Annotated in this window: 17 protein-coding genes and 1 riboswitch; of the genes, 5 read left to right on the forward strand and 12 right to left on the reverse strand. The window is 64.7% G+C overall.

What is annotated here, in order from left to right:
- The 12 genes from AC1DYC_RS09670 to AC1DYC_RS09725 all read right to left on the reverse strand — a co-directional run bounded on the left by AC1DYC_RS09670 (nt 1) and on the right by AC1DYC_RS09725 (nt 10,847).
- Nucleotides 1-621 (reverse strand): NADH-quinone oxidoreductase subunit J, encoded by a 621-nt coding sequence (locus AC1DYC_RS09670; RefSeq protein WP_477280626.1) that lies wholly within the window; start codon nt 619-621, stop codon nt 1-3.
- Between the two features lie 124 nt (nt 622-745).
- A complete protein-coding gene (gene nuoI / locus AC1DYC_RS09675) occupies nt 746-1,237 on the reverse strand; it encodes an NADH-quinone oxidoreductase subunit NuoI (protein ID WP_023815530.1) in 492 nt (163 codons plus the stop codon).
- Nucleotides 1,237-2,280: an NADH-quinone oxidoreductase subunit NuoH gene (nuoH, locus tag AC1DYC_RS09680; RefSeq protein ID WP_477309541.1), complete on the reverse strand. Its 1,044-nt coding sequence runs from the start codon at nt 2,278-2,280 to the stop codon at nt 1,237-1,239. Before nuoH ends, nuoI begins: the two co-directional genes overlap by 1 nt.
- Nucleotides 2,281-2,282: 2 nt before the next feature.
- Nucleotides 2,283-4,364: an NADH-quinone oxidoreductase subunit NuoG gene (gene nuoG, locus AC1DYC_RS09685; RefSeq protein WP_477405766.1), complete on the reverse strand. Its 2,082-nt coding sequence runs from the start codon at nt 4,362-4,364 to the stop codon at nt 2,283-2,285.
- Nucleotides 4,364-4,645, reverse strand: a complete 282-nt coding sequence (locus AC1DYC_RS09690) for a pentapeptide repeat-containing protein (RefSeq protein WP_477405768.1) — start codon at nt 4,643-4,645, stop codon at nt 4,364-4,366. Before AC1DYC_RS09690 ends, nuoG begins: the two co-directional genes overlap by 1 nt.
- A 9-nt stretch (nt 4,646-4,654) precedes the next feature.
- Entirely contained in the window at nt 4,655-5,347 is a 693-nt protein-coding gene (locus AC1DYC_RS09695; protein ID WP_477405770.1) for an NADH-ubiquinone dehydrogenase, read from the reverse strand.
- 81 nt (nt 5,348-5,428) lie between these two features.
- Nucleotides 5,429-6,733, reverse strand: coding sequence for an NADH-quinone oxidoreductase subunit NuoF (gene nuoF / locus AC1DYC_RS09700; protein ID WP_112565109.1), 1,305 nt, complete (start codon nt 6,731-6,733; stop codon nt 5,429-5,431).
- Between the two features lie 10 nt (nt 6,734-6,743).
- The gene (locus AC1DYC_RS09705; protein WP_477405772.1) at nt 6,744-8,099 is read right to left on the reverse strand and encodes an NADH-quinone oxidoreductase subunit E; all 1,356 of its coding nucleotides are present in this window, start codon (nt 8,097-8,099) and stop codon (nt 6,744-6,746) included.
- Nucleotides 8,100-9,290: an NADH-quinone oxidoreductase subunit D gene (locus AC1DYC_RS09710; RefSeq protein WP_477311061.1), complete on the reverse strand. Its 1,191-nt coding sequence runs from the start codon at nt 9,288-9,290 to the stop codon at nt 8,100-8,102.
- A gap of 9 nt (nt 9,291-9,299) precedes the next feature.
- The gene (locus AC1DYC_RS09715; protein ID WP_477405774.1) at nt 9,300-9,905 is read right to left on the reverse strand and encodes an NADH-quinone oxidoreductase subunit C; all 606 of its coding nucleotides are present in this window, start codon (nt 9,903-9,905) and stop codon (nt 9,300-9,302) included.
- A gap of 4 nt (nt 9,906-9,909) precedes the next feature.
- Complete coding sequence (locus tag AC1DYC_RS09720; protein ID WP_023670824.1) at nt 9,910-10,491, reverse strand: NuoB/complex I 20 kDa subunit family protein; 582 nt, start codon at nt 10,489-10,491, stop codon at nt 9,910-9,912.
- Entirely contained in the window at nt 10,482-10,847 is a 366-nt protein-coding gene (locus AC1DYC_RS09725; RefSeq protein ID WP_112565102.1) for an NADH-quinone oxidoreductase subunit A, read from the reverse strand. Before AC1DYC_RS09725 ends, AC1DYC_RS09720 begins: the two co-directional genes overlap by 10 nt.
- 332 nt (nt 10,848-11,179) lie before the next feature.
- Between AC1DYC_RS09725 and AC1DYC_RS09730 the strand changes: the two genes are divergently transcribed.
- The 5 genes from AC1DYC_RS09730 to cobG all read left to right on the forward strand — a co-directional run bounded on the left by AC1DYC_RS09730 (nt 11,180) and on the right by cobG (nt 19,360).
- On the forward strand, nt 11,180-12,379 hold the full coding sequence (locus AC1DYC_RS09730) for a winged helix-turn-helix domain-containing protein (protein ID WP_477405776.1): 1,200 nt from the start codon (nt 11,180-11,182) through the stop codon (nt 12,377-12,379).
- Between the two features lie 29 nt (nt 12,380-12,408).
- A riboswitch (cobalamin riboswitch) is annotated at nt 12,409-12,612 on the forward strand.
- Between the two features lie 39 nt (nt 12,613-12,651).
- A complete protein-coding gene (locus AC1DYC_RS09735) occupies nt 12,652-13,080 on the forward strand; it encodes a DUF1636 family protein (protein ID WP_477405778.1) in 429 nt (142 codons plus the stop codon).
- A 2-nt stretch (nt 13,081-13,082) separates the two neighbouring features.
- Nucleotides 13,083-14,135, forward strand: coding sequence for a cobalamin biosynthesis protein CobW (cobW, locus tag AC1DYC_RS09740; RefSeq protein ID WP_477405779.1), 1,053 nt, complete (start codon nt 13,083-13,085; stop codon nt 14,133-14,135).
- Nucleotides 14,136-14,249: 114 nt separating this feature from the next.
- Nucleotides 14,250-17,900 carry a cobaltochelatase subunit CobN gene (locus AC1DYC_RS09745; protein ID WP_477405781.1) on the forward strand — a complete coding sequence of 1,217 codons (3,651 nt, stop codon included), beginning with the start codon at nt 14,250-14,252 and terminating at the stop codon, nt 17,898-17,900.
- Entirely contained in the window at nt 17,897-19,360 is a 1,464-nt protein-coding gene (gene cobG / locus AC1DYC_RS09750; protein WP_477405783.1) for a precorrin-3B synthase, read from the forward strand. The genes AC1DYC_RS09745 and cobG overlap by 4 nt, the downstream gene beginning before the upstream one ends.
- Nucleotides 19,361-19,362: the final 2 nt, after the last annotated feature.

Genomic DNA, 19,362 nt, shown 5'->3' on the forward strand with positions numbered 1-19,362 from the left:
TCAGAGCCCCTCGCCTGACTTGACCTTGCGGATTTCCATGCCCGTTGCCGGCGTGCGGCCGACCTGGGCAGCGATCGACTGCCGCTTGACCCCTTCCTTGTGGCGCAGCGTCAAGACGATGGCGCCGATCATGGCGACCAAAAGCACGAGGCCCGAAATCTGGAAGTAGTAGAGGTAGTCGGTATAGAGGATGTCGCCCAGCGCAGCGGTGTTGGTCCGCGCGGCGAGATCCGGGATGGGCTTCGACACCGTCGAGGCCAGCTGCGGCGCGAACGTATAGCCGCCGAGCACGATGATCAGTTCCGCCGCCAGGATCAGCCCGACCAGCGCGCCGATCGGTGCATATTGCAGGGCGCCTTCCTTCATCTCGGCGAAGTCGACATCGAGCATCATGACGACGAACAGGAACAGCACCATGACCGCGCCGACATAGACGACGAGCAGGATCATCGCCAGGAACTCGGCGCCCGTCAGCATGAACAGGCCGGCGGCGTTGAAGAAGGTCAGGATCAGGAACAGCACGGAATGCACGGGGTTACGCGACGAAATGACCATGAAGGCCGACGCCACCGCGACAAAGGCGAAGAGGTAGAAAAAGGCCGCCTCTAGTCCACTCAGCATTGGGGATCCCCCGGGTTCCTGTCCGAAACAGGACATCCGTCCTGTTCGATGTTTGCGACCGCCTCCGGCCGGCAAGTTGCGTGTTCCTTAGACGAGGCCCCTCGCCCCGTCCATGCGTCAAATGTCAGCGATAGGGCGAGTCCAGCGAGATGTTGCGCGCCAGTTCGCGCTCCCACCGGTCGCCATTCGCCAGCAGCCTGTCCTTGTCGTAGTAAAGCTCCTCGCGGGTCTCCGTCGCGAACTCGAAATTCGGCCCCTCGACGATGGCGTCGACCGGGCAGGCTTCCTGACAGAAGCCGCAATAGATGCACTTCACCATGTCGATGTCGTAGCGCACGGTGCGGCGTGTGCCGTCATTGCGGCGCGGGCCGGCCTCGATGGTGATCGCCTGCGCCGGGCAGATCGCTTCGCACAGCTTGCAGGCAATGCAGCGTTCTTCCCCATTGGGATAGCGGCGCAGCGCATGCTCGCCCCGGAAGCGCGGGCTGATCGGCCCCTTCTCGTGCGGATAGTTGATCGTCTCCTTCGGCGCGAAGAACTGGCGCATCGACAGGAAGAAGGCGCTGACGAAATCCTGCAGCAGCAGCGATTTGGCGGCTTGGCCGAGAGCGGACATCACGCAAACCCCGTGATCTTGAGGAAGGCAGCGACGATTACCACCATCGCCAGCGAGATCGGCAGGAAGACTTTCCAGCCAAGGCGCATCAGCTGGTCGTAGCGGTAGCGCGGCACGAAAGCCTTCACCATCGAGAACATGAAGAACATCAGGCAGATCTTGAGCACGAACCAGATCACGCCGGGCACCCAGGTGAAGGGCGCGAAGTCGAAGGGCGGCAGCCAACCGCCGAGGAACAGGATGGTGGCCAAAGCGCACATCATCACCACGGCGACATATTCACCGAGGAAGAACAAAAGGAACGGCGTCGACGAATATTCGACCATATGGCCGGCGACCAGTTCCGACTCGGCTTCCACCAGATCGAAGGGCGGGCGGTTCGTCTCGGCCAGCGCCGAGATGAAAAAGATGACGAACATCGGGAACAGCGCCAGCCAGTGCCAGTCGAGGAAGCTGTTGGGCAGGCCGAGCTTGGTGCCCAGCCCGTCCTGCTGCGACATCACGATGTCCGACAGGTTGAGCGAGCCGACGCAAAGCAGCACGGTGACGATGACGAAACCGATCGAGACTTCGTAGGACACCATCTGCGCCGCCGAGCGCAGCGCGCCGAGGAACGGGTATTTCGAATTGGAAGCCCAGCCGCCCATGATCACGCCATAGACCTCGAGCGAGGAGATGGCGAAGACATAGAGGATGCCGACATTGACGTTGGCGATCGCCCAGCCGGCATTGACGGGAATGACCGCCCAGGCGGAGATCGCGAGCACCGCGGACACCAGCGGCGCCAGCAGGAAGACGCCCTTGTTGGCGCCGGACGGAATGACCGGCTCCTTGAAGACGAATTTCAACAGATCGGCGAAAGCCTGCAGCGTGCCCCAGGGGCCGACGACGTTCGGGCCGCGGCGCAGCTGCACCGCCGCCCAGATCTTGCGATCGGCATAAAGCAGATAGGCGACCCCGATCAGCAAAACGACGATCAGCACGACCGACTTCAAAATGATGATCAGCGCCGGCAGCACGTAGAAGGAGAAGAAAGTGTCCATGTCTACTCTGCCGCCTGCCTGAAGCCGTTTTTCGCCAGCGCCGAGCATTCCCCCATGACGGCCGAGGCCCGTGCGATCGGGTTGGTCAGATAGAAATCCTGGACTGGCGAGGTGAAAGTGCCCTTGTTCAGCCGCCCGCCGAGCTTCGCCACCTTGGCGATATCCTCGGCATTGCCGGCCTCGACATGGTCGATGCGGGCGAGATGCGGGTATTCGCCATAGAGCTTGGCGCGCAGCTGCTGCAGCGAATCGAACGGCAACTTCTTGCCGAGCACATCCGACAGCGCCCGCAGGATCGCCCAGTCTTCGCGGGCATCGCCCGGCGCGAAGCCGGCGCGGTTGGTCTGCTGCACGCGTCCCTCGGTGTTGACGTAGGTGCCCGACTTCTCGGTGTAGGCAGCACCCGGCAGAATGACATTGGCGCGGTGCGCGCCGGCATCGCCATGGGTGCCGACATAGACGACGAAGGCGCCGCCGGTCTTGCCCATGTCGATCTCGTCGGCGCCGAGCAGGAACAGCACATCGCTCTCGCCGAGCATGCCGGCGACATTCTTGCCGCCCTCGCCCGGCACGAAGCCGACATCGAGGCCGCCGACACGGGCAGCTGCATTGTGCAGCACGGCAAAGCCGTTCCAGTCGGCGCGGGCGGCGTTCACAGCGCCGGCAAGCTTCGCTGCCTGGCCGAGGACCGCAGAGCCATCGGCGCGCGCGAGTGCGCCCTGGCCGACAATGATCAGCGGATGCGTCGCCTTCTTCAGCACCTGGAAGAACGTGCCGTTGCCGTCGGCCAAATCCTTCAGCGATTCCGGACCGGCACCGAGCTGTTCATACTCGTAGCGTGTGTCGCCGACCTCACCGATGACGCCGACCGGCAGGTTGCCGATGCGCCAGCGCTTGCGGATGCGGGCGTTGAGCACCGAGGCCTCGAAGCGCGGATTGGCGCCGATGATCAGCACTGCGTCGGCCTGCTCGATGCCTTCAATGGTCGGGTTGAAGATATAGCTGGCGCGACCGAGCGCCGGATTGAGTGCGGCGCCATCCTGACGGCAATCGGTGTTCTTCGAGCCCAGCGCAGCCATCAGCTGCTTGAGCGCATAGATCTCTTCGACAGCGGCCAGATCGCCGGCAATCGCGCCGATCTTCTCGGGCGAAGCCTTGGACACCGCATCCTTGATCGCGGCGAACGCCTCGGCCCAGCTGGCGGGCGCCAACTTGCCGTCCTTGCGCACATAGGGGCGGTCGAGGCGCTGCGTGCGCAACCCGTCCCAGATGAAGCGGGTCTTGTCGGAAATCCACTCCTCGTTCACCGCCTCGTTGACGCGCGGCAGGATGCGCATCACTTCGCGGCCTCTCGAGTCGACGCGGATCGCCGAGCCGACCGCGTCCATCACGTCGATGGATTCGGTCTTGGTCAGCTCCCACGGCCGCGCCTGGAAGGCGAACGGCTTCGAGGTCAGCGCACCGACCGGGCAAAGGTCAATGACATTGCCCTGCAGTTCCGAGGTCATAGCGCTTTCGAGATAGGTGGTGATCTCGGCATCCTCGCCGCGGCCGATCAGGCCAAGCTCGGAAATGCCGGCGACTTCCGTGGTGAAGCGGACGCAGCGCGTGCAATGGATGCAGCGGTTCATCACCGTCTTGACCAGCGGGCCGATATACTTGTCTTCGACCGCGCGCTTGTTCTCGTGATAGCGCGAGGAATCGACGCCGAAGGCCATCGCCTGGTCCTGCAGGTCGCATTCGCCGCCCTGGTCGCAGATCGGGCAATCCAGCGGATGGTTGATCAGCAGGAACTCCATCACGCCTTCCCGGGCCTTCTTGACCATCGGCGTGTTGGTGAAGATTTCCGGCGGCTCGCCGTTCGGGCCGGGGCGCAGGTCGCGCACGCCCATGGCGCAGGAAGCCTGCGGCTTGGGCGGCCCGCCCTTCACCTCGATCAGGCACATGCGGCAATTGCCGGCGATCGACAGCCGCTCATGGAAGCAGAAGCGCGGCACTTCCGCACCGGCGTCCTCGGCCGCCTGCAGCAGCGTGTAGTGGTCGGGTACAGTGATCTCTTTCCCGTCGACCTTGAGCTTTGCCATCAATTGCCCCCGGCGGTTTTCGCCGTCTCATATGCCTGAAACAGATCGCTCAACTTGATGCCATTGATCATCATGCCGGCGACTTCAGCGTTTTCTATCTTCACGTTGCTCATATTCACGTCGTTGAAAGATGCGTTCGAAAGATCCGCATCCTCCACCAGGGCCGCCGACAGGTTGACATTGCGAAACTGTGTGTTCGACAGGTTCACATCGTCAAATCTGGAGTTACTGACGATGGCATTGCGTACATCGAGAACTTCGCTCCTGTCGTGGACATCCATGCCTGCCCCCTACCTCTTCGCCTTGGCGGCCAGCGTCAGCGCCGCCGCCTGGCGGGTCCACTCGTCGCGGCCGATACGGCCCGTGAGCGACAGGTAATCCTCGACCCAGGCAATCTCTTCCGGCGTCCATGCGGCGATCTGGGCGTAGGTCCAGATGCCGAGGCCGTTCAGCACTTTTTCGAGCTTCGGCCCGATGCCCGTTATCGCCTTGAAATCCGACGGCTTGGACGGGCGCGCAATGGTCTTGGGCTGCCTGAAATCCTCCGGCATCAACCCGGTCGTTGCGTCTTCGGCGACCGGATCCGCCTTCTCCGGCTCGGCATCGACGGTGCGGGCGGCAATATCGGTCACGTCCTGCGCAAAGGTCTGCGCCTCGGCGATCAGGGTCTTGGTCGCCGCGCGTGCCTTGGTGGCGGGAGCGGTCTCCGAATAACGCTCGGCGCGCTGCTCGAAATCATCGATGATCGGCTGGAAAATCCGCTGTGATGTCTCGACGGCCCCCGACCATGCGCCGAGCCAGACGCCAAAGGCGTGGTTGGCGAGGCCGAAGCCAAGCGCCGACATGGCGGCGGCACCGGCGACAGGATGCGCGAGAAGGTTGACGGCGCTGGCCATCTCCCTCGGCATCATCCTGGTCAAATCCCGGTTCATTTTCTCAAGCTCATCCATTTTGGGCATCAAAGGGTTCGAATACGGCGCCATAGACATCTCCTGGTCGTTTCTTCGTCTGCCCCGCCCCGCATGTTCAGTCCCGGGCTTCACGCCCGTATTTCAAGTCGTCGTCTATTCCGCCGCCACCATCACCGGCTCGGCCCGGTGCGCGTTGCGCGAAAACTCGTCGATGCGCCGCTCCACCTCGCCGCGGAAATGCCGCATCAGGCCCTGGATCGGCCATGCCGCCGCGTCGCCCAGCGCGCAGATCGTATGGCCTTCCACCTGCTTGGTGACGTCGAGCAGCATATCGATCTCGCGCTTCTGCGCCTCGCCGCGCACCAGCCGCTCCATCACCCGCCACATCCAGCCGGTGCCTTCGCGGCACGGCGTGCACTGGCCGCAGCTTTCATGCTTGTAGAAATAGGAAAGCCTGGCGATCGCCTTCACGATATCGGTCGACTTGTCCATGACGATGACAGCCGCCGTGCCGAGGCCGGATTTGAGATCGCGCAGCGCGTCGAAATCCATCGGCGCATCGATGATCTGCTCGGCCGGCACCAGCGGCACTGAAGCGCCGCCCGGAATGACCGCGAGCAGATTGTCCCAGCCGCCGCGAATGCCGCCGCAATGCGTCTCGATCAGCTCGCGGAACGGGATCGACATCGCCTCTTCGACGGTGCACGGATTGTTGACGTGGCCGGAGATGCAAAACAGCTTGGTGCCGACATTGTTGGGCCTGCCGAAGGACGAGAACCAGGCAGCACCCCGGCGCAAAATGGTCGGCGCCACCGCGATCGACTCGACATTGTTCACGGTTGTCGGACAACCATACAAGCCGACATTGGCCGGGAATGGCGGCTTCAGCCGCGGCTGGCCCTTCTTGCCTTCGAGGCTTTCGAGCAGCGCTGTCTCCTCGCCGCAGATGTAGGCGCCGGCACCGTGATGCATGTAGATGTCGAAATCGTAGCCGGACGTGTTGTTCTTGCCGATCAGCTTGGCCTCATAGGCCTCGTCGATGGCGCGCTGCAGCGCCTCGCGCTCCCTGACGAACTCGCCGCGCACATAGATGTAGGCGGCGACCGCGCCCATGGCGAAGCCGGCAATGAACGAGCCCTCGACCAGCGTGTGCGGATCGTTGCGCAATATGTCGCGGTCCTTGCACGTGCCGGGCTCGGATTCGTCGGCATTAACAACGAGATAGCTCGGCCTTCCGTCGCTCTGCTTGGGCATGAACGACCATTTCAGCCCGGTCGGGAAGCCGGCGCCGCCACGGCCGCGCAGGCCCGACGCCTTCATTTCGTTGACGATCCATTCGCGCCCCTTGGCGATGATGCCAGGCGTGTTGTCCCAGGCGCCGCGCGCCATGGCGCCGGCCAGCGACTTGTCGAAGAGGCCGTAGATGTTGTTGAAGATGCGGTCTTGATCCTGAAGCATGTTTCGTCCCTCAGACCGGCTTCTTGCCGAAGACGCGGATGTATTCGGCGACGCCGCCCTTGGCGAGCGCCTTGGCTTGGCCGACCCAGTCGTCGCGGTCGATGCGGCCGTGGAAGGACAGATAGCCGTCCACCCACTCGCGCTCGGCCTTCTTCCAGGACGCCACCTGCGCGAAGGTGAAGATGCCCAGCGAATGCAGCGTGGTCTCGATCTTCGGGCCAACACCCGAGATCAGCTTGAGATCGTCGACCGCGGCCGGCCTGTCGATGCCGGCCGGACGGTTCTTGTCCTCGAGCGACGGTTTTGCCGGCTTAGCGGCAGCCTTGCTCGGCGCAGGCGTGGCCGCTGGAGCCTTGGCTTCCGGCGCCTTGAAGGCGGCTGCCGGCGCGGCCGTGGTCTTCGGGCCATTGCGCTGCTTGGCGACTTTCTCGACTTCAGGCGCCGCCGTGTTGGCGTTGGCGGCCGAATGCAGCGGCGCCGAGACGCTCGCCGCTTTTTCGGTCGCCGGTGCAACTTTTGCCGCCGAAGGCGACTTGAGCGCCGGACTGGTTTCCGGCGCATCGGTCTTCGGCTTGCCGGCATTGGATGGCGCAACCGGAGCGGCTGCCGGCGCAGCAGAGGCCGCAGGCGCTGCGGTAGCTGCCGGCGCAGCAGAGGCCGCAGGCGCTGCGGTAGCTGCCGGGGCGGCGGAGGCTGCCTGGGCAGCCTTGGTCGCCGCTTTGGCTTCCTTGTCGCGCGTCGCCTTGAGGATCGCCTTTTCGCTCTTCAGCGTCGTCAGGCCGGGGGCCGGCTCCGAGCCGGTGCGGCCGTTCTGCGGTCCCGTGGGCACCGAGGCACCCTTGCCCGCATCGTAGAGATCGATGATTTCCGCCAGCCGCTCCGGCGTCAGATCCTCGAACGTATCCTTGAACACCATGACCATCGGCGCGTTGACGCAGGCGCCGAGGCATTCGACCTCTTCCCACGACAGCGTGCCCTTGTCGTTGGTGTGGAACTGGTCGTGGTGGATTTTCGAGCGGCACACATCCATCAGCGCTTCCGAGCCGCGCAGCATGCAGGGCGTGGTGCCGCAGACCTGGATATGCGCGCGCGTGCCAACCGGGTTGAGCTGGTACTGCGTGTAGAAGGTCGCGACCTCAAGCCCGCGAATGCGCGGCATGCCGAGCATGTCCGAAATGGTCTCGATCGCCGCCTTGGTGACCCAGCCTTCCTGCTCCTGCGCAATCATCAGCAAGGGAATGATCGCCGACTGTTCGCGGCCCTTCGGATATTTCTTGATCCATTGCTTGGCCACCGCCGCATTCGCCCGGTTGAAGGCGAAGGAGGCTGGCTGGACGCTGGCTTCTGCGAGACGGCGGACTGACATTTAGCGATCGACCTCACCAAACACGATGTCGAGGGAGCCGAGAACGGCGGTGACGTCGGCCAACATGTGGCCGCGGCAAAGGAAATCCATGGCCTGCAGATGCGCGAAGCCGGGGGCGCGCAGCTTGCAGCGGTACGGCTTGTTGGTGCCGTCGGAGACGAGATAGACGCCGAACTCGCCCTTAGGCGCCTCGACGGCGGCATAGACCTCGCCGGCCGGCACGCGGTAGCCTTCGGTGTAGAGCTTGAAATGATGGATCAGCGCTTCCATCGAGCGCTTCATCGCCTGACGCTTGGGCGGCACCACCTTGCCGTCGAGGTTCGACACCGGTCCGACGCTTTCCTTGCCGAGCAGCAGATCGACGCACTGGCGCATGATCTTGGCCGACTGGCGCATCTCTTCCATGCGCACGAGGTAGCGGTCGTAGCAGTCGCCGTTCTTGCCGATCGGGATGTCGAAATCCATCTCGGAATAGCATTCATAGGGCTGCGACTTGCGCAGGTCCCAGGCAGCGCCCGAGCCGCGCACCATGACGCCGGAGAAACCCCAGGCCCAGGCATCGGCCAGCGACACCGTGCCGATATCGACATTGCGCTGCTTGAAGATGCGGTTGCCGGTCAGCAGTCTGTCAAGATCGTCGAGCGACTTCAGGAACGGATCGATCCACTTGCCGATGTCTTCGACCAGTTTTTGCGGCAGGTCCTGGTGCACGCCGCCCGGACGGAAATAGGCCGCATGCATGCGCGAACCCGAGGCGCGCTCATAGAACACCATCAGCTTTTCGCGTTCGACGAAGCCCCACAGCGGCGGCGTCAGCGCGCCAATGTCGAGCGCCTGCGTCGTCACATTGAGGATGTGCGACATGATGCGGCCGATCTCGCAATAGAGCACGCGGATCAGCTGGCCGCGCTTCGGCACCTCGATACCGAGCAGCCGCTCGGCAGCGAGCGCGAAGGCATGCTCCTGGTTCATCGGCGCGCAATAGTCGAGCCGGTCGAGATAGGGCACCGCCTGCAGGTAGGTCTTGTGCTCGATCAGCTTTTCGGTGCCGCGGTGGAGCAAGCCGATATGCGGATCGACGCGATCCACGACCTCTCCGTCCAACTCAAGCACCAGGCGCAAAACACCATGCGCTGCAGGGTGTTGAGGTCCGAAGTTGATGTTAAAATTGCGGACGGAGGTTTCGGCCATTCTGGCGCCTCAATTCGTCTTGGCTTTTTCGTCCCCAGGCAGCACGTAGTCGGTGCCTTCCCACGGGGAAAGAAAATCGAAATTGCGGAATTCCTGCTTCAATTCCACCGGCTCGTAGATGACGCGCTTGGCTTCGTCGTCGTAGCGGACTTCGACGAAACCGGTCAGCGGGAAATCCTTGCGCAGCGGGTGGCCCTCAAAGCCGTAATCCGTGAGGATGCGGCGCAGATCCGGATGGCCCGAGAACAAGACGCCATAGAGATCGTAGGTCTCGCGCTCGAACCAGTCGGCGCCGGGATAAACTGATGTCAGCGACGGCACCAGCGTCTCTTCGTCGGCCTGGACCTTGATGCGGATGCGCAAATTCTGCTTCGGCGACAGCAAGTGGTAGACGACGTCGAAGCGCTTGATCCGCGACGGATAGTCGGCGCCGCAGACATCGATGATCGAGATGAACTGGCAACCTGCATCGTTGCGCAGGAAGGTTGTCACGTCGATCAGGTCGCCGGGCTCGACCGAGATCGTCAGTTCGCCATAGGCCAGCACCGCGTCATGGACGCGGCCCGGCAGCTTTTCGCCGAGATAGGTCGACAGTTCGCTAAGGGATGCGGCCATGGATTTACCGTTCGATCGTGCCGGTGCGGCGGATTTTCTTCTGCAGCAGAAGAATGCCGTAGAGCAGCGCTTCGGCGCTCGGCGGGCAGCCGGGCACATAGATGTCGACCGGCACGATGCGGTCGCAGCCGCGCACCACCGAATAGGAATAGTGGTAGTAGCCGCCACCATTGGCGCAAGAGCCCATCGAGATGACGTAGCGCGGCTCCGGCATCTGGTCGTAGACCTTGCGCAGCGCCGGCGCCATCTTGTTGGTCAGCGTTCCGGCGACGATCATGATGTCGGACTGGCGCGGCGACGCGCGCGGCGCAACACCAAAGCGCTCCGAATCGTAGCGCGGCATCGAGGTGTGGATCATCTCGACGGCGCAGCACGCCAGACCGAACGTCATGAACATCAGCGAGCCGCTGCGCGCCCAGGTGATCAGCGCCTCGGTCGAGGTGACCAGAAACCCCTTGTCGGCGAGTTCATTGTTGATCTCGAGGAAGAACGGATCGTCAGAACCGACCGGACGTCCGGTATTGGGGTCGATCAGGCCCTTGGGCTTCGGCGCGACGAGTGTGCCGGAACTGTCGTTCAATCCCATTCCAGCGCTCCTTTTTTCCATTCATAGGCGAAGCCGATGGTCAGCACCGCCAAAAACACCATCATCGACCAGAAACCGAGCATGCCGATCTTCGAGAACGACACCGCCCACGGGAACAGGAAGGCCACTTCCAGATCGAAGATGATGAACAGGATCGACACCAGGTAGAAGCGGATGTCGAACTTCATGCGGGCATCGTCGAAGGAGTTGAAGCCGCATTCATAGGCGGAAAGCTTTTCCGGGTCGGGACTGCGGTAGGCCACCAGGAACGGCGCAATGATAAGCGCCAAGCCGACGACTGCCGCCACGGCGATGAAGAGGACGATGGGCAGGTACGAACTGAGCAATGCGTTCATGCTGCGGCTTTCCGTTGGCGGCCAATCCACTTTGATTACAGCAACCAACCCTAATGCGGAAGCGTGACAGTTTAACCGCTGAACCGTTTTAGGTGCCTATGCTGCAACGCGGCGAGGGTTAGCGCAGGGCTTTGAGCGAAGCAAGTCAAACCTTGTTCAAAACGCAGTGCTGGACGGCAGGTCGGGAAAAACTGGTCCGATCTCCTCCTGTTTGATTTCCTTCATTTTTTACTCCACTTTTGTCTCCTGACATGTCTCCCGCCACAAGCCTGCTAGCATCGCCGGAATCACCGGCTAGAAATATGAGAACAGGACCAGGCAAAGGCATCTTGATGAAGGACAAAATATCGCTCGCCATGGCCAGGCGGATCGCGCTCGCCGCGCAGGGTTTTACCGATCCGCGTCCGGGCGGCACACCCGACCGCCGCCACCTCGCCCGCGTACTCTCGCGCACCGGCCTGCTGCAGATCGATTCCGTCAGCGCCGTAGTTCGCGCCCACTATATGCCGCTCTATTCGCGCCTTGGCCCCTACCCGCTGGCCTTGCTCGACAATGCCGCCGTCACCCGCAAGCGCACCGTGTTCGAATACTGGGCGCATGAGGCCTCCTTCCTGCCGGTCGAGACCTGGCCACTGATGCGCTGGCGCATGCAGCGCGCCGAGAGCGGCGACGAAATGTATCTGGGGCTGGCCAAATGGGGCCGCGAGCACGCCGCCTATATCGAAGAGATCTACCGCGCGGTCGCCGAGCGCGGCCCGATCGCCGCTTCGGCGCTCGAAGGCCAAAAGGGTTCGGGCGGCTGGTGGGGCTGGAGCCACGCCAAGCACGCCTTCGAATGGCTGTTCTGGGCCGGCCGCATCACCACGGCCCACCGGCGCGGCTTCGAGCGCTTCTACGACCTGCCCGAGCGCGTGCTGCCGCAGGCGATCCTCGATCTGCCGGTGCCGGCGGCCGAGGACGCGCACCGCGAATTGCTGCGCATTTCCGCCCGCGCCCATGGCATCGCCACCTCAGGCGACCTGCGCGACTATTTCCGCCTGTCGCCGGCCGATATGAAGGGTCGGCTTGAGGAACTGGTCGAGTTGGGCGAATTGCTGCCGGTGCGCGTCGAAGGCTGGGACAAGCCGGCTTACCTCCACAAGGACGCTCGCCTGCCGCGCCGGATCGAGGCCCGCGCTCTGCTGGCGCCGTTCGATCCCGTCGTCTTCGAGCGGTCGCGCAGCGAGCGGCTGTTCGATTTCCACTACCGCATTGAGATCTACACCCCTGCCGACAAGCGCCAATACGGCTATTACGTCCTGCCCTTCCTGCTTGGCGAGCGGATCGTGGGCCGAGTCGACCTCAAGGCCGACCGTCCGGCCAGCGTGCTGCGCGTCCATGCTGCCTATTCGGAGCCCGGCGCACCGCCCGAAACAGCCGCGCAACTCTTCGAGGAACTGAAGCAGATGCAGGGCTGGCTTGGGCTTGAGCGCATCGAAGTGACGCCTGCCGGCGATCTTGGGCAGCCCCTGGCCGACATCGCCATGTCGTAGCCGTGCGTTGACACCGCTGCCTGCAAAAGCCTAAATCCGCTGCAGACGGTCCCCTGCCCGCAACGGCTGGGGCTAAGAGGGAATGCGGTGCGGGATGAAATCCCAAATCCGCGGCTGTCCCCGCAACTGTAAGCGACGAGCCAAGGCCGAATGCCACTGGGTAACACCGGGAAGGCGGCTAACCAAGGCGACGACTCGCGAGCCAGGAGACCTGCCGTCTGCGACAGAAGAATCCGATCGCCTGGCGGGTTTCCGGGCAAGGAGCCCGGTTTTTGGACCAGAACAGCAGTTTTTCGGCTGGCACAGCGGATGTTTCGTCCGCCGATGGCGATGCCTTGGCCGGCGTGACCGTCATCGTCTGCGCCTCCTGCCGCGACGAGACCGGCTCCGACGCGCATCCTCGCGCCGGCGCAGTGCTGGCCGAAGACACGCGCCGCGCAGCTGCGGCTGACAATATCCGTGTCCGCACAGTCGAATGCCTCGGCAACTGCAAGCGTCGGCTCAGCGCCGCCATCCTGCGTGACGGCTGCTGGAGCTATGTCTTCGGTGACCTGACCGCGGCCAGCGGCGCCGACCTCGTCACCGGCGCCAAACTCTTCGCCACCTCGACCGACGGCCTCATCCCCTGGCGCGGCCGGCCCGATAGCCTCAAGCGCGGCCTCGTTGCCCGCATCCCGCCCCTCGATATGCTGAAGGACTGACCATGAACGCTCCAAATCCGGCCGGCAATCTCTCCCGTGTTCCCTGCACGGTCGTCACCGGCTTCCTCGGTGCCGGCAAGACGACGCTGGTCCGCCATCTCCTGGAAAACGCCGGCGGCAAGCGCATCGCCATCATCGTCAACGAGTTCGGCGACATCGGCATTGACGGCGAGATTTTGAAAGGCTGCGGCATCGACACCTGCCCCGAGGAAAACATCGTCGAACTGGCCAATGGCTGCATCTGCTGCACCGTTGCCGACGATTTCGTGCCCGCGCTCGACAAAATCCTCGCGCTGACGCCGAAGGTCGACCATATCCTGATCGAGACCTCGGGCCTGGCGCTGCCCAAGCCGCTGGTCCAGGCCTTCCAGTGGCCGAGCGTGAAAAGCCGCGTCACGGTCGATGGCGTCATCGCCGTGGTCGACGGTCCGGCGCTGGCTGAGGGACGCGTTGCCAACGACATGGACGCCTTGCAGGCGCAGCGTGTCCAGGACGAGACGCTCGACCATGACGATCCGGTCGAAGAGGTGTTCGAGGACCAGATCGCCTGCGCCGACCTGATCATCCTGTCGAAGAGCGATTTGATGGACGCCGCCGGTTCGGCCCGTGCCAACGCCATCATCGGCGAACATTCCGCCCGCGCCGTGAAGATTGTGGCGACGGCGCACGGCAAGGTCGATCCCTCTGTCCTGCTCGGCCTCGGCCTCGCCGTCGAGGACGACATCGAGAACCGCAAGTCGCATCATGATGGCGCGTTCGATCACGAGCATGATGATTTCGACACATTCATTGTCGACATTCCCTCCATCGCCAATCCGGATGAACTGGCCAGGCGCGTCGCCACCGTCGCCGAGGAAGAGAATGTGTTGCGCGTCAAAGGCTTCGTCGATGTCGGCGGCAAGCCGATGCGGCTTTTGCTGCAGGCCGTCGGCCCGCGCGTCAATCATTACTATGACCGCGCCTGGACAGCCGACGACGACCGCCGCTCGCGTCTGGTCGTCATTGGCCTGAAGGGGCTGAACCGCCCGGCGATCGAGCGTATACTCGCCGGCTGACCCAGCAGCAATTCCAGGAAAAGTGTGAAACGGTTTTCCGTCCGGAATTGCGTAAAAACAAGGAGATAGAGCGGTTCGCCGTTTCCGTGAAACGGTGAAACGCGATAGGCCGCAATGCACATACTCACCACGACTTCCGCCTCGCTCGACGATCTCGCCGAGCCAGTTGATCTCAGGCAGACGCCGGCGGATATCGTGGCGCTGTCCTTCACCGACAGCGACCTCGCCGGACTGGCGGCGGCTTGGAAGGCCGATGCCGGCCGCCTGCCCTCGATGCGGCTGGCGGCGCTCCGCGACCTGCGCCATCCCATGTCCGTCGACCTCTGGGTCGACAGCGTCGCCCGCCACGCCAAGGTGATTTTGGTGCGCATCCTCGGCGGCTACGACTGGTGGCGCTACGGCTGCGACCAGCTCGCCGCGACCGCCCGCGCCCACGGCATCAAACTGGCGCTGCTGCCCGGCGAAAGCCACGACGAGGACCTGCGCCTGATCGAAGCCTCGACGCTGCCGCGCCAAGAGCTGGACGGCCTGCTGGGTTATTTCCGCGAGGGCGGCCCGGCGAATATGAGCGCGCTGATGCAGAAGTTGGCGGGGTTGGCTGGGGCCGATGTGGCGGCAGTTGGGCCGGTCGCGGTACCGAAAGCCGGCTACTACGAACCAGGCCGCGGCGTGGTCCCCCTTCCCCTTGAGGGGAGGGTCCGGCCGCAGGCCGGGGGTGGGGTCGCCGGTGAAGTGCGCCGACGCTTTGAGGCGCCGCAAGACAAAGCGTCGAATCCAGTCGAACCGACCCCACCCGGCCCTGCGGGCCACCCTCCCCTCAAGGGGGAGGGAAAGGTCATGCCGATCCTCTTCTACCGCTCGATGCTGCTGGCTGCCGATGTCGCGCCCATCGACGCGCTTGTCGAAGCACTCCGCCGGCGCGGCATCGCCCCTGCCCCCATCTTCGTCTCCAGCCTGAAAGACCCGACGTCCCTCGCCTTCGTCGAAACCGCGCTGGCCTCGCTGAACCCCACCGCCATCATCACCGCCACCGCCTTCGCTTCCGGCGCCGAACCGGGCGTCGAGACCCTGTTCGACCGTGCCGGTGTGCCCGTCTTCCAGGTCATCGTCGCCACCACACGCCGCGACGTCTGGGACAAGAACCAACGCGGCCTGGCACCTGCCGACCTTGCCATGCACGTCGTGCTGCCCGAGCTCGACGGCCGCATCCTTGCCGGCGCGATTTCCTTCAAGGGCGAAAGCGAGACCGACCCTGCGCTCGGCCACCGCGCCTTCGCCAACCGGCCGGAACCGGATCGCGTGGCACAGGTGGCGGATAGGGTAGCGGCCTTCATTCGCCTGCAGGAGACACCGCGTGCGACGCGCAAGCTGGCGATCTTGATTCCCGACTATCCGAGTGCCCCCGGCCGCACCGGCTATGCGGTTGGCCTCGACGTACCGTCCAGCGTGCTGGCTATGCTGCATGACCTGAAGGAGCAGGGCTATGCGGTTGAAGGGATTCCGCAATCGCCGCGCGAGTTGCTGGATACGTTGAAGAGGAGTGGTGATGGGCTGGGGTTGAAGGAGTATCTCCACTTCTCGAAGGGTCTGCCGGTTGGGGCAATGACTGCTGTCGAGGCAGCATGGGGAAAGGCGGAAAAGACAGGTTTGTCCGAGGCACCCCCCTCTGTCCTGCCGGACATCTCCCCCTCGAGGGGGGAGATTAGCGGTTCCTCCGACGACGCCATTCCTGCAGCGCTGGTGATTGGCGAAGGCCGAGGCGAAGGAATAATCTCCCCCCTTGAGGGGGAGATGTCCGGCAGGGCAGAGGGGGGTGTTCAAGCGCCGACCTCGCCGCACTTCCCCTTCCGCGCCGCCACCTTCGGCAACGTTACCGTGGCGCTAGCCCCCGACCGTGGCCGCTCGGCCGACCGCCGCGCCGATTACCACGACCCGACGCTCCCTCCGCGCCACGACCTCATCGCCTTCGGCCTGTGGCTGCGCAAATCCCTCGGTATCCAGGCCCTCATCCATGTCGGCGCCCACGGCACGCTGGAGTGGCTGCCCGGCAAGACCGTCGCGCTGTCGCGAGCCTGTTTTCCCGAGATCGTCACCGGCCCGCTGCCCGTCATTTACCCCTTCATTGTTTCCAACCCCGGCGAAGCCGCACAGGCGAAGCGCCGCATCGCCGCCGTCACGCTCGGCCATTTGCCGCCGCCGCTGGCCGGCGCGGGACTGGACGAGGAGCAGCACAAGCTCGAGCGACTGGTCGACGAATACGCCCAGGCCGACGGCCTCGACCGCCGCCGCCGCGATCGTCTGGCCAAGCTGATCGTCGACACCGCGCAAAAGACCGGCCTTGCGTCCGAAGCGGGCGTCGCCAGAACCGACGCGCCCGACGAAGCGCTGCGCCGCATCGACGCCTGGCTCTGCGACCTCAAGGATTTCGCCATCAAGGACGGGCTGCACATCTATGGCCGCGCACCGGATGGTGAGCCCGACCCGATCCGCCGCCAAAGCGCCGACGCCGAGAAGGCGGCGTTGCTTGCTGCGCTCGACGGCCGCCATATCAAGGCTGGCCCGGCTGGCGCACCGGCGCGCGGACGCTCCGACGTGCTTCCCACCGGCCGCAACCTCTTCACCTCGGACCCGCGCACCATGCCGACACCAACCGCCTATGATCTGGGCCGAGCGGCTGCGGAAGAGGTCGTGCGCGGCTATATGCAGGCACATGGCGACTGGCCGCGCTCGCTGGTCATCGATCTCTGGGGCTCGGCCTCGCTGCGCACCGGCGGCGAGGAGATCGCGCAAGGCCTGGCGCTGATGGGCTGCCGGCCGCAATGGGATACTGCCACCGGCCGCATCACCGGCATAGAGGTGCTGCCCCCGGCCACCCTCGGCCGCCCGCGCGTCGACGTCACCTGGCGCATATCGGGCCTGTTCCGCGACATGTTCCCGACCCAGATCGCGCTGATCGACGCCGCCGCCAACGCCGTTGCCGCCCGCGACGAGGAGGATTCGGAAAACCCGCTCGCGGCCCGGACCCGCGCCGATGGCAAGATCAGCCCGCGCATCTTCGGCACTTCGCCCGGCACCTACGGCGCCGGCGTCGAGGACCTTTTGTCCAGCGGCGACTGGGGCGCACGCGAAGAGATCGGCCGTGCCTATCTCGATGCGACATCGCATGCCTATGGCGGCGCCGAGGGCGAAGGCATCGCCTCCCCCGGCGCTTTCGAGACCCGCATCGCCGAGGCCGATCTTCTCGTCCACACCGGCGACGACCCCGGCCGCGACATTCTCGAAGGCTCCGCCGACGTCGCCTTCATCGGCGGTTTTTCGGCCGCACTCGCGGCGCTCGGACGAAATGCCGATGTCATCGTGCTCGACACCACCGATCCGCAAAAGCCAAAACCGCGATCGGTCAGCGAGGCCGTCTCGCGGGTGGTGCGCGCGCGCGCCGTCAATTCCCGTTTCATCGCCGGCCAGATGCGGCACGGCCCGCGCGGCGCTTCCGAATTCGCCGAGACGGTCGACCGCCTCATCGGCTTTGCCGAAACCACGCACGCCATATCGGGCGCGCTGATCGAAGCCGTGCACGACGCCTATGTCGGCGATCCCCTGGTTCGCGCCTTCATCCTGCGCGAAAACCCGGCCGCAGCCAAAGTCATCGCCGAACGCTTCCTGTCGGCGCGTAGGCGTGGCCTCTGGCATCCCTTGCGCAACTCGATCGACGACGATCTTGCAGCACTCATCGCCGAGGCCGAGGCGCTCGGGGTCGCGGCATGAACGCCTTCTCAAGGCGTGGCGCCTGCCCGGCTCTGTCGGCGCCGATGCAGACAGGCGACGGCCTGCTGGTGCGGTTGAACCCGGTTGCCGGAGGATTGGCGCCGAAGCTGTTGATCGGACTCTGCGAAACCGCCTTGCGCCACGGCAACGGCATCATGGAAGTCACCGCACGCGGTAGCCTGCAGATCCGCGGCCTGACAGTGGAGAGCGCACGGCTTCTGGCTGGGGAGGTCGATGCGCTGGGCATTGCGGTGCGCACCGGCGTGCCAGTCGAGACCGGGCCGCTGGCGGGTATCGATCCGCGGGAGATCGCCGATCCCCAGCCGCTGGCTGAGCGGATCAGGGCGGCGGTTGAGGACGCCGGGCTGACGGCGAGGCTGGGACCGAAGGTTTCGGTGGTTGTCGACGGTGGCGGGCAGCTGGCGATGGATGCGGTTACGGCCGATGTGCGGCTAAGGGCGGTGCGGGCCGGTGCTGGCGTCGTTTGGAACGTGTCGCTTAGCGGCGACGGTCGAAGCGCGACGCCGCTCGCGACGACCGACGAGGATGCGGCGAGGGATATCGCGGTGGCTGCGCTCAGGATGGTCGCGGAGAAAGGGCGCGAAGCGCACGCTCGGGATTTATCGGAGAGACAACTAGCTTCTCTCGCAGCTTGGCATTCCGTCACACCCCCCTCTGTCCTGCCGGACATCTCCCCCTCAAGGGGGGAGATTGAGCTCTCATCTCGGCTTTTGCCAATCGCCAACGTTGAAGGTGAAGCGCCAGCGCCCAAACTGCCAATCTCCCCCCTTGAGGGGGAGATGTCCGGCAGGACAGAGAGGGGTGTGCAGGATCGCCGGCCTATCGGTCTTTTCCTCTTGTCAAACAACACCTCTGCCCTCGGCATAGCCTTGCCCTACGGCAGCATGCCCGCCGACAAACTCATCGCCCTCGCCGAAACCGCCCTCACCCTCGGCGCCACCGAAATCCGCCTCGCCCCCGGCCGCGCCTTGCTCTTCCTCGGCCAGCCACCAGTCGCCCACCAGCCCCTCCAGGCCACCGCCGCCGCCCTCGGCTTCGTCACCTCCGCCACCGACCCGCGCACCCGCATCGCTGCTTGCCCCGGCACCCCCGCCTGCGCCTCCGGTCAGATCGCCACCCGCGACATCGCCGAGACCATCGCCGCCGAAAACCCCGACATCCTCGACTTCACCCTGCATATTTCCGGCTGCGCCAAGGGCTGCGCACATCCCGGTCCGGCGGCGCTAACTCTCGTCGGCGGCGAAAACGGAGCCGGACTTGTCGTGAACGCGACGGCAAAGGGCCTTTCTGCGGGCTACAGGCCGGGCTATGACGCCGCGCGCGGCGTCAGTCGCGTCGCAGCAATGGTCCGCAGCGCACGATTTCAGGGCGAGACCGCCGCCGCCTGCCTGGCAAGGCTCGGGCCGGCGGCAATCGCCAAGACCTACCGACAGGAATAAGC

This window comes from Mesorhizobium sp. P2_E7 (genome assembly GCF_056403855.1).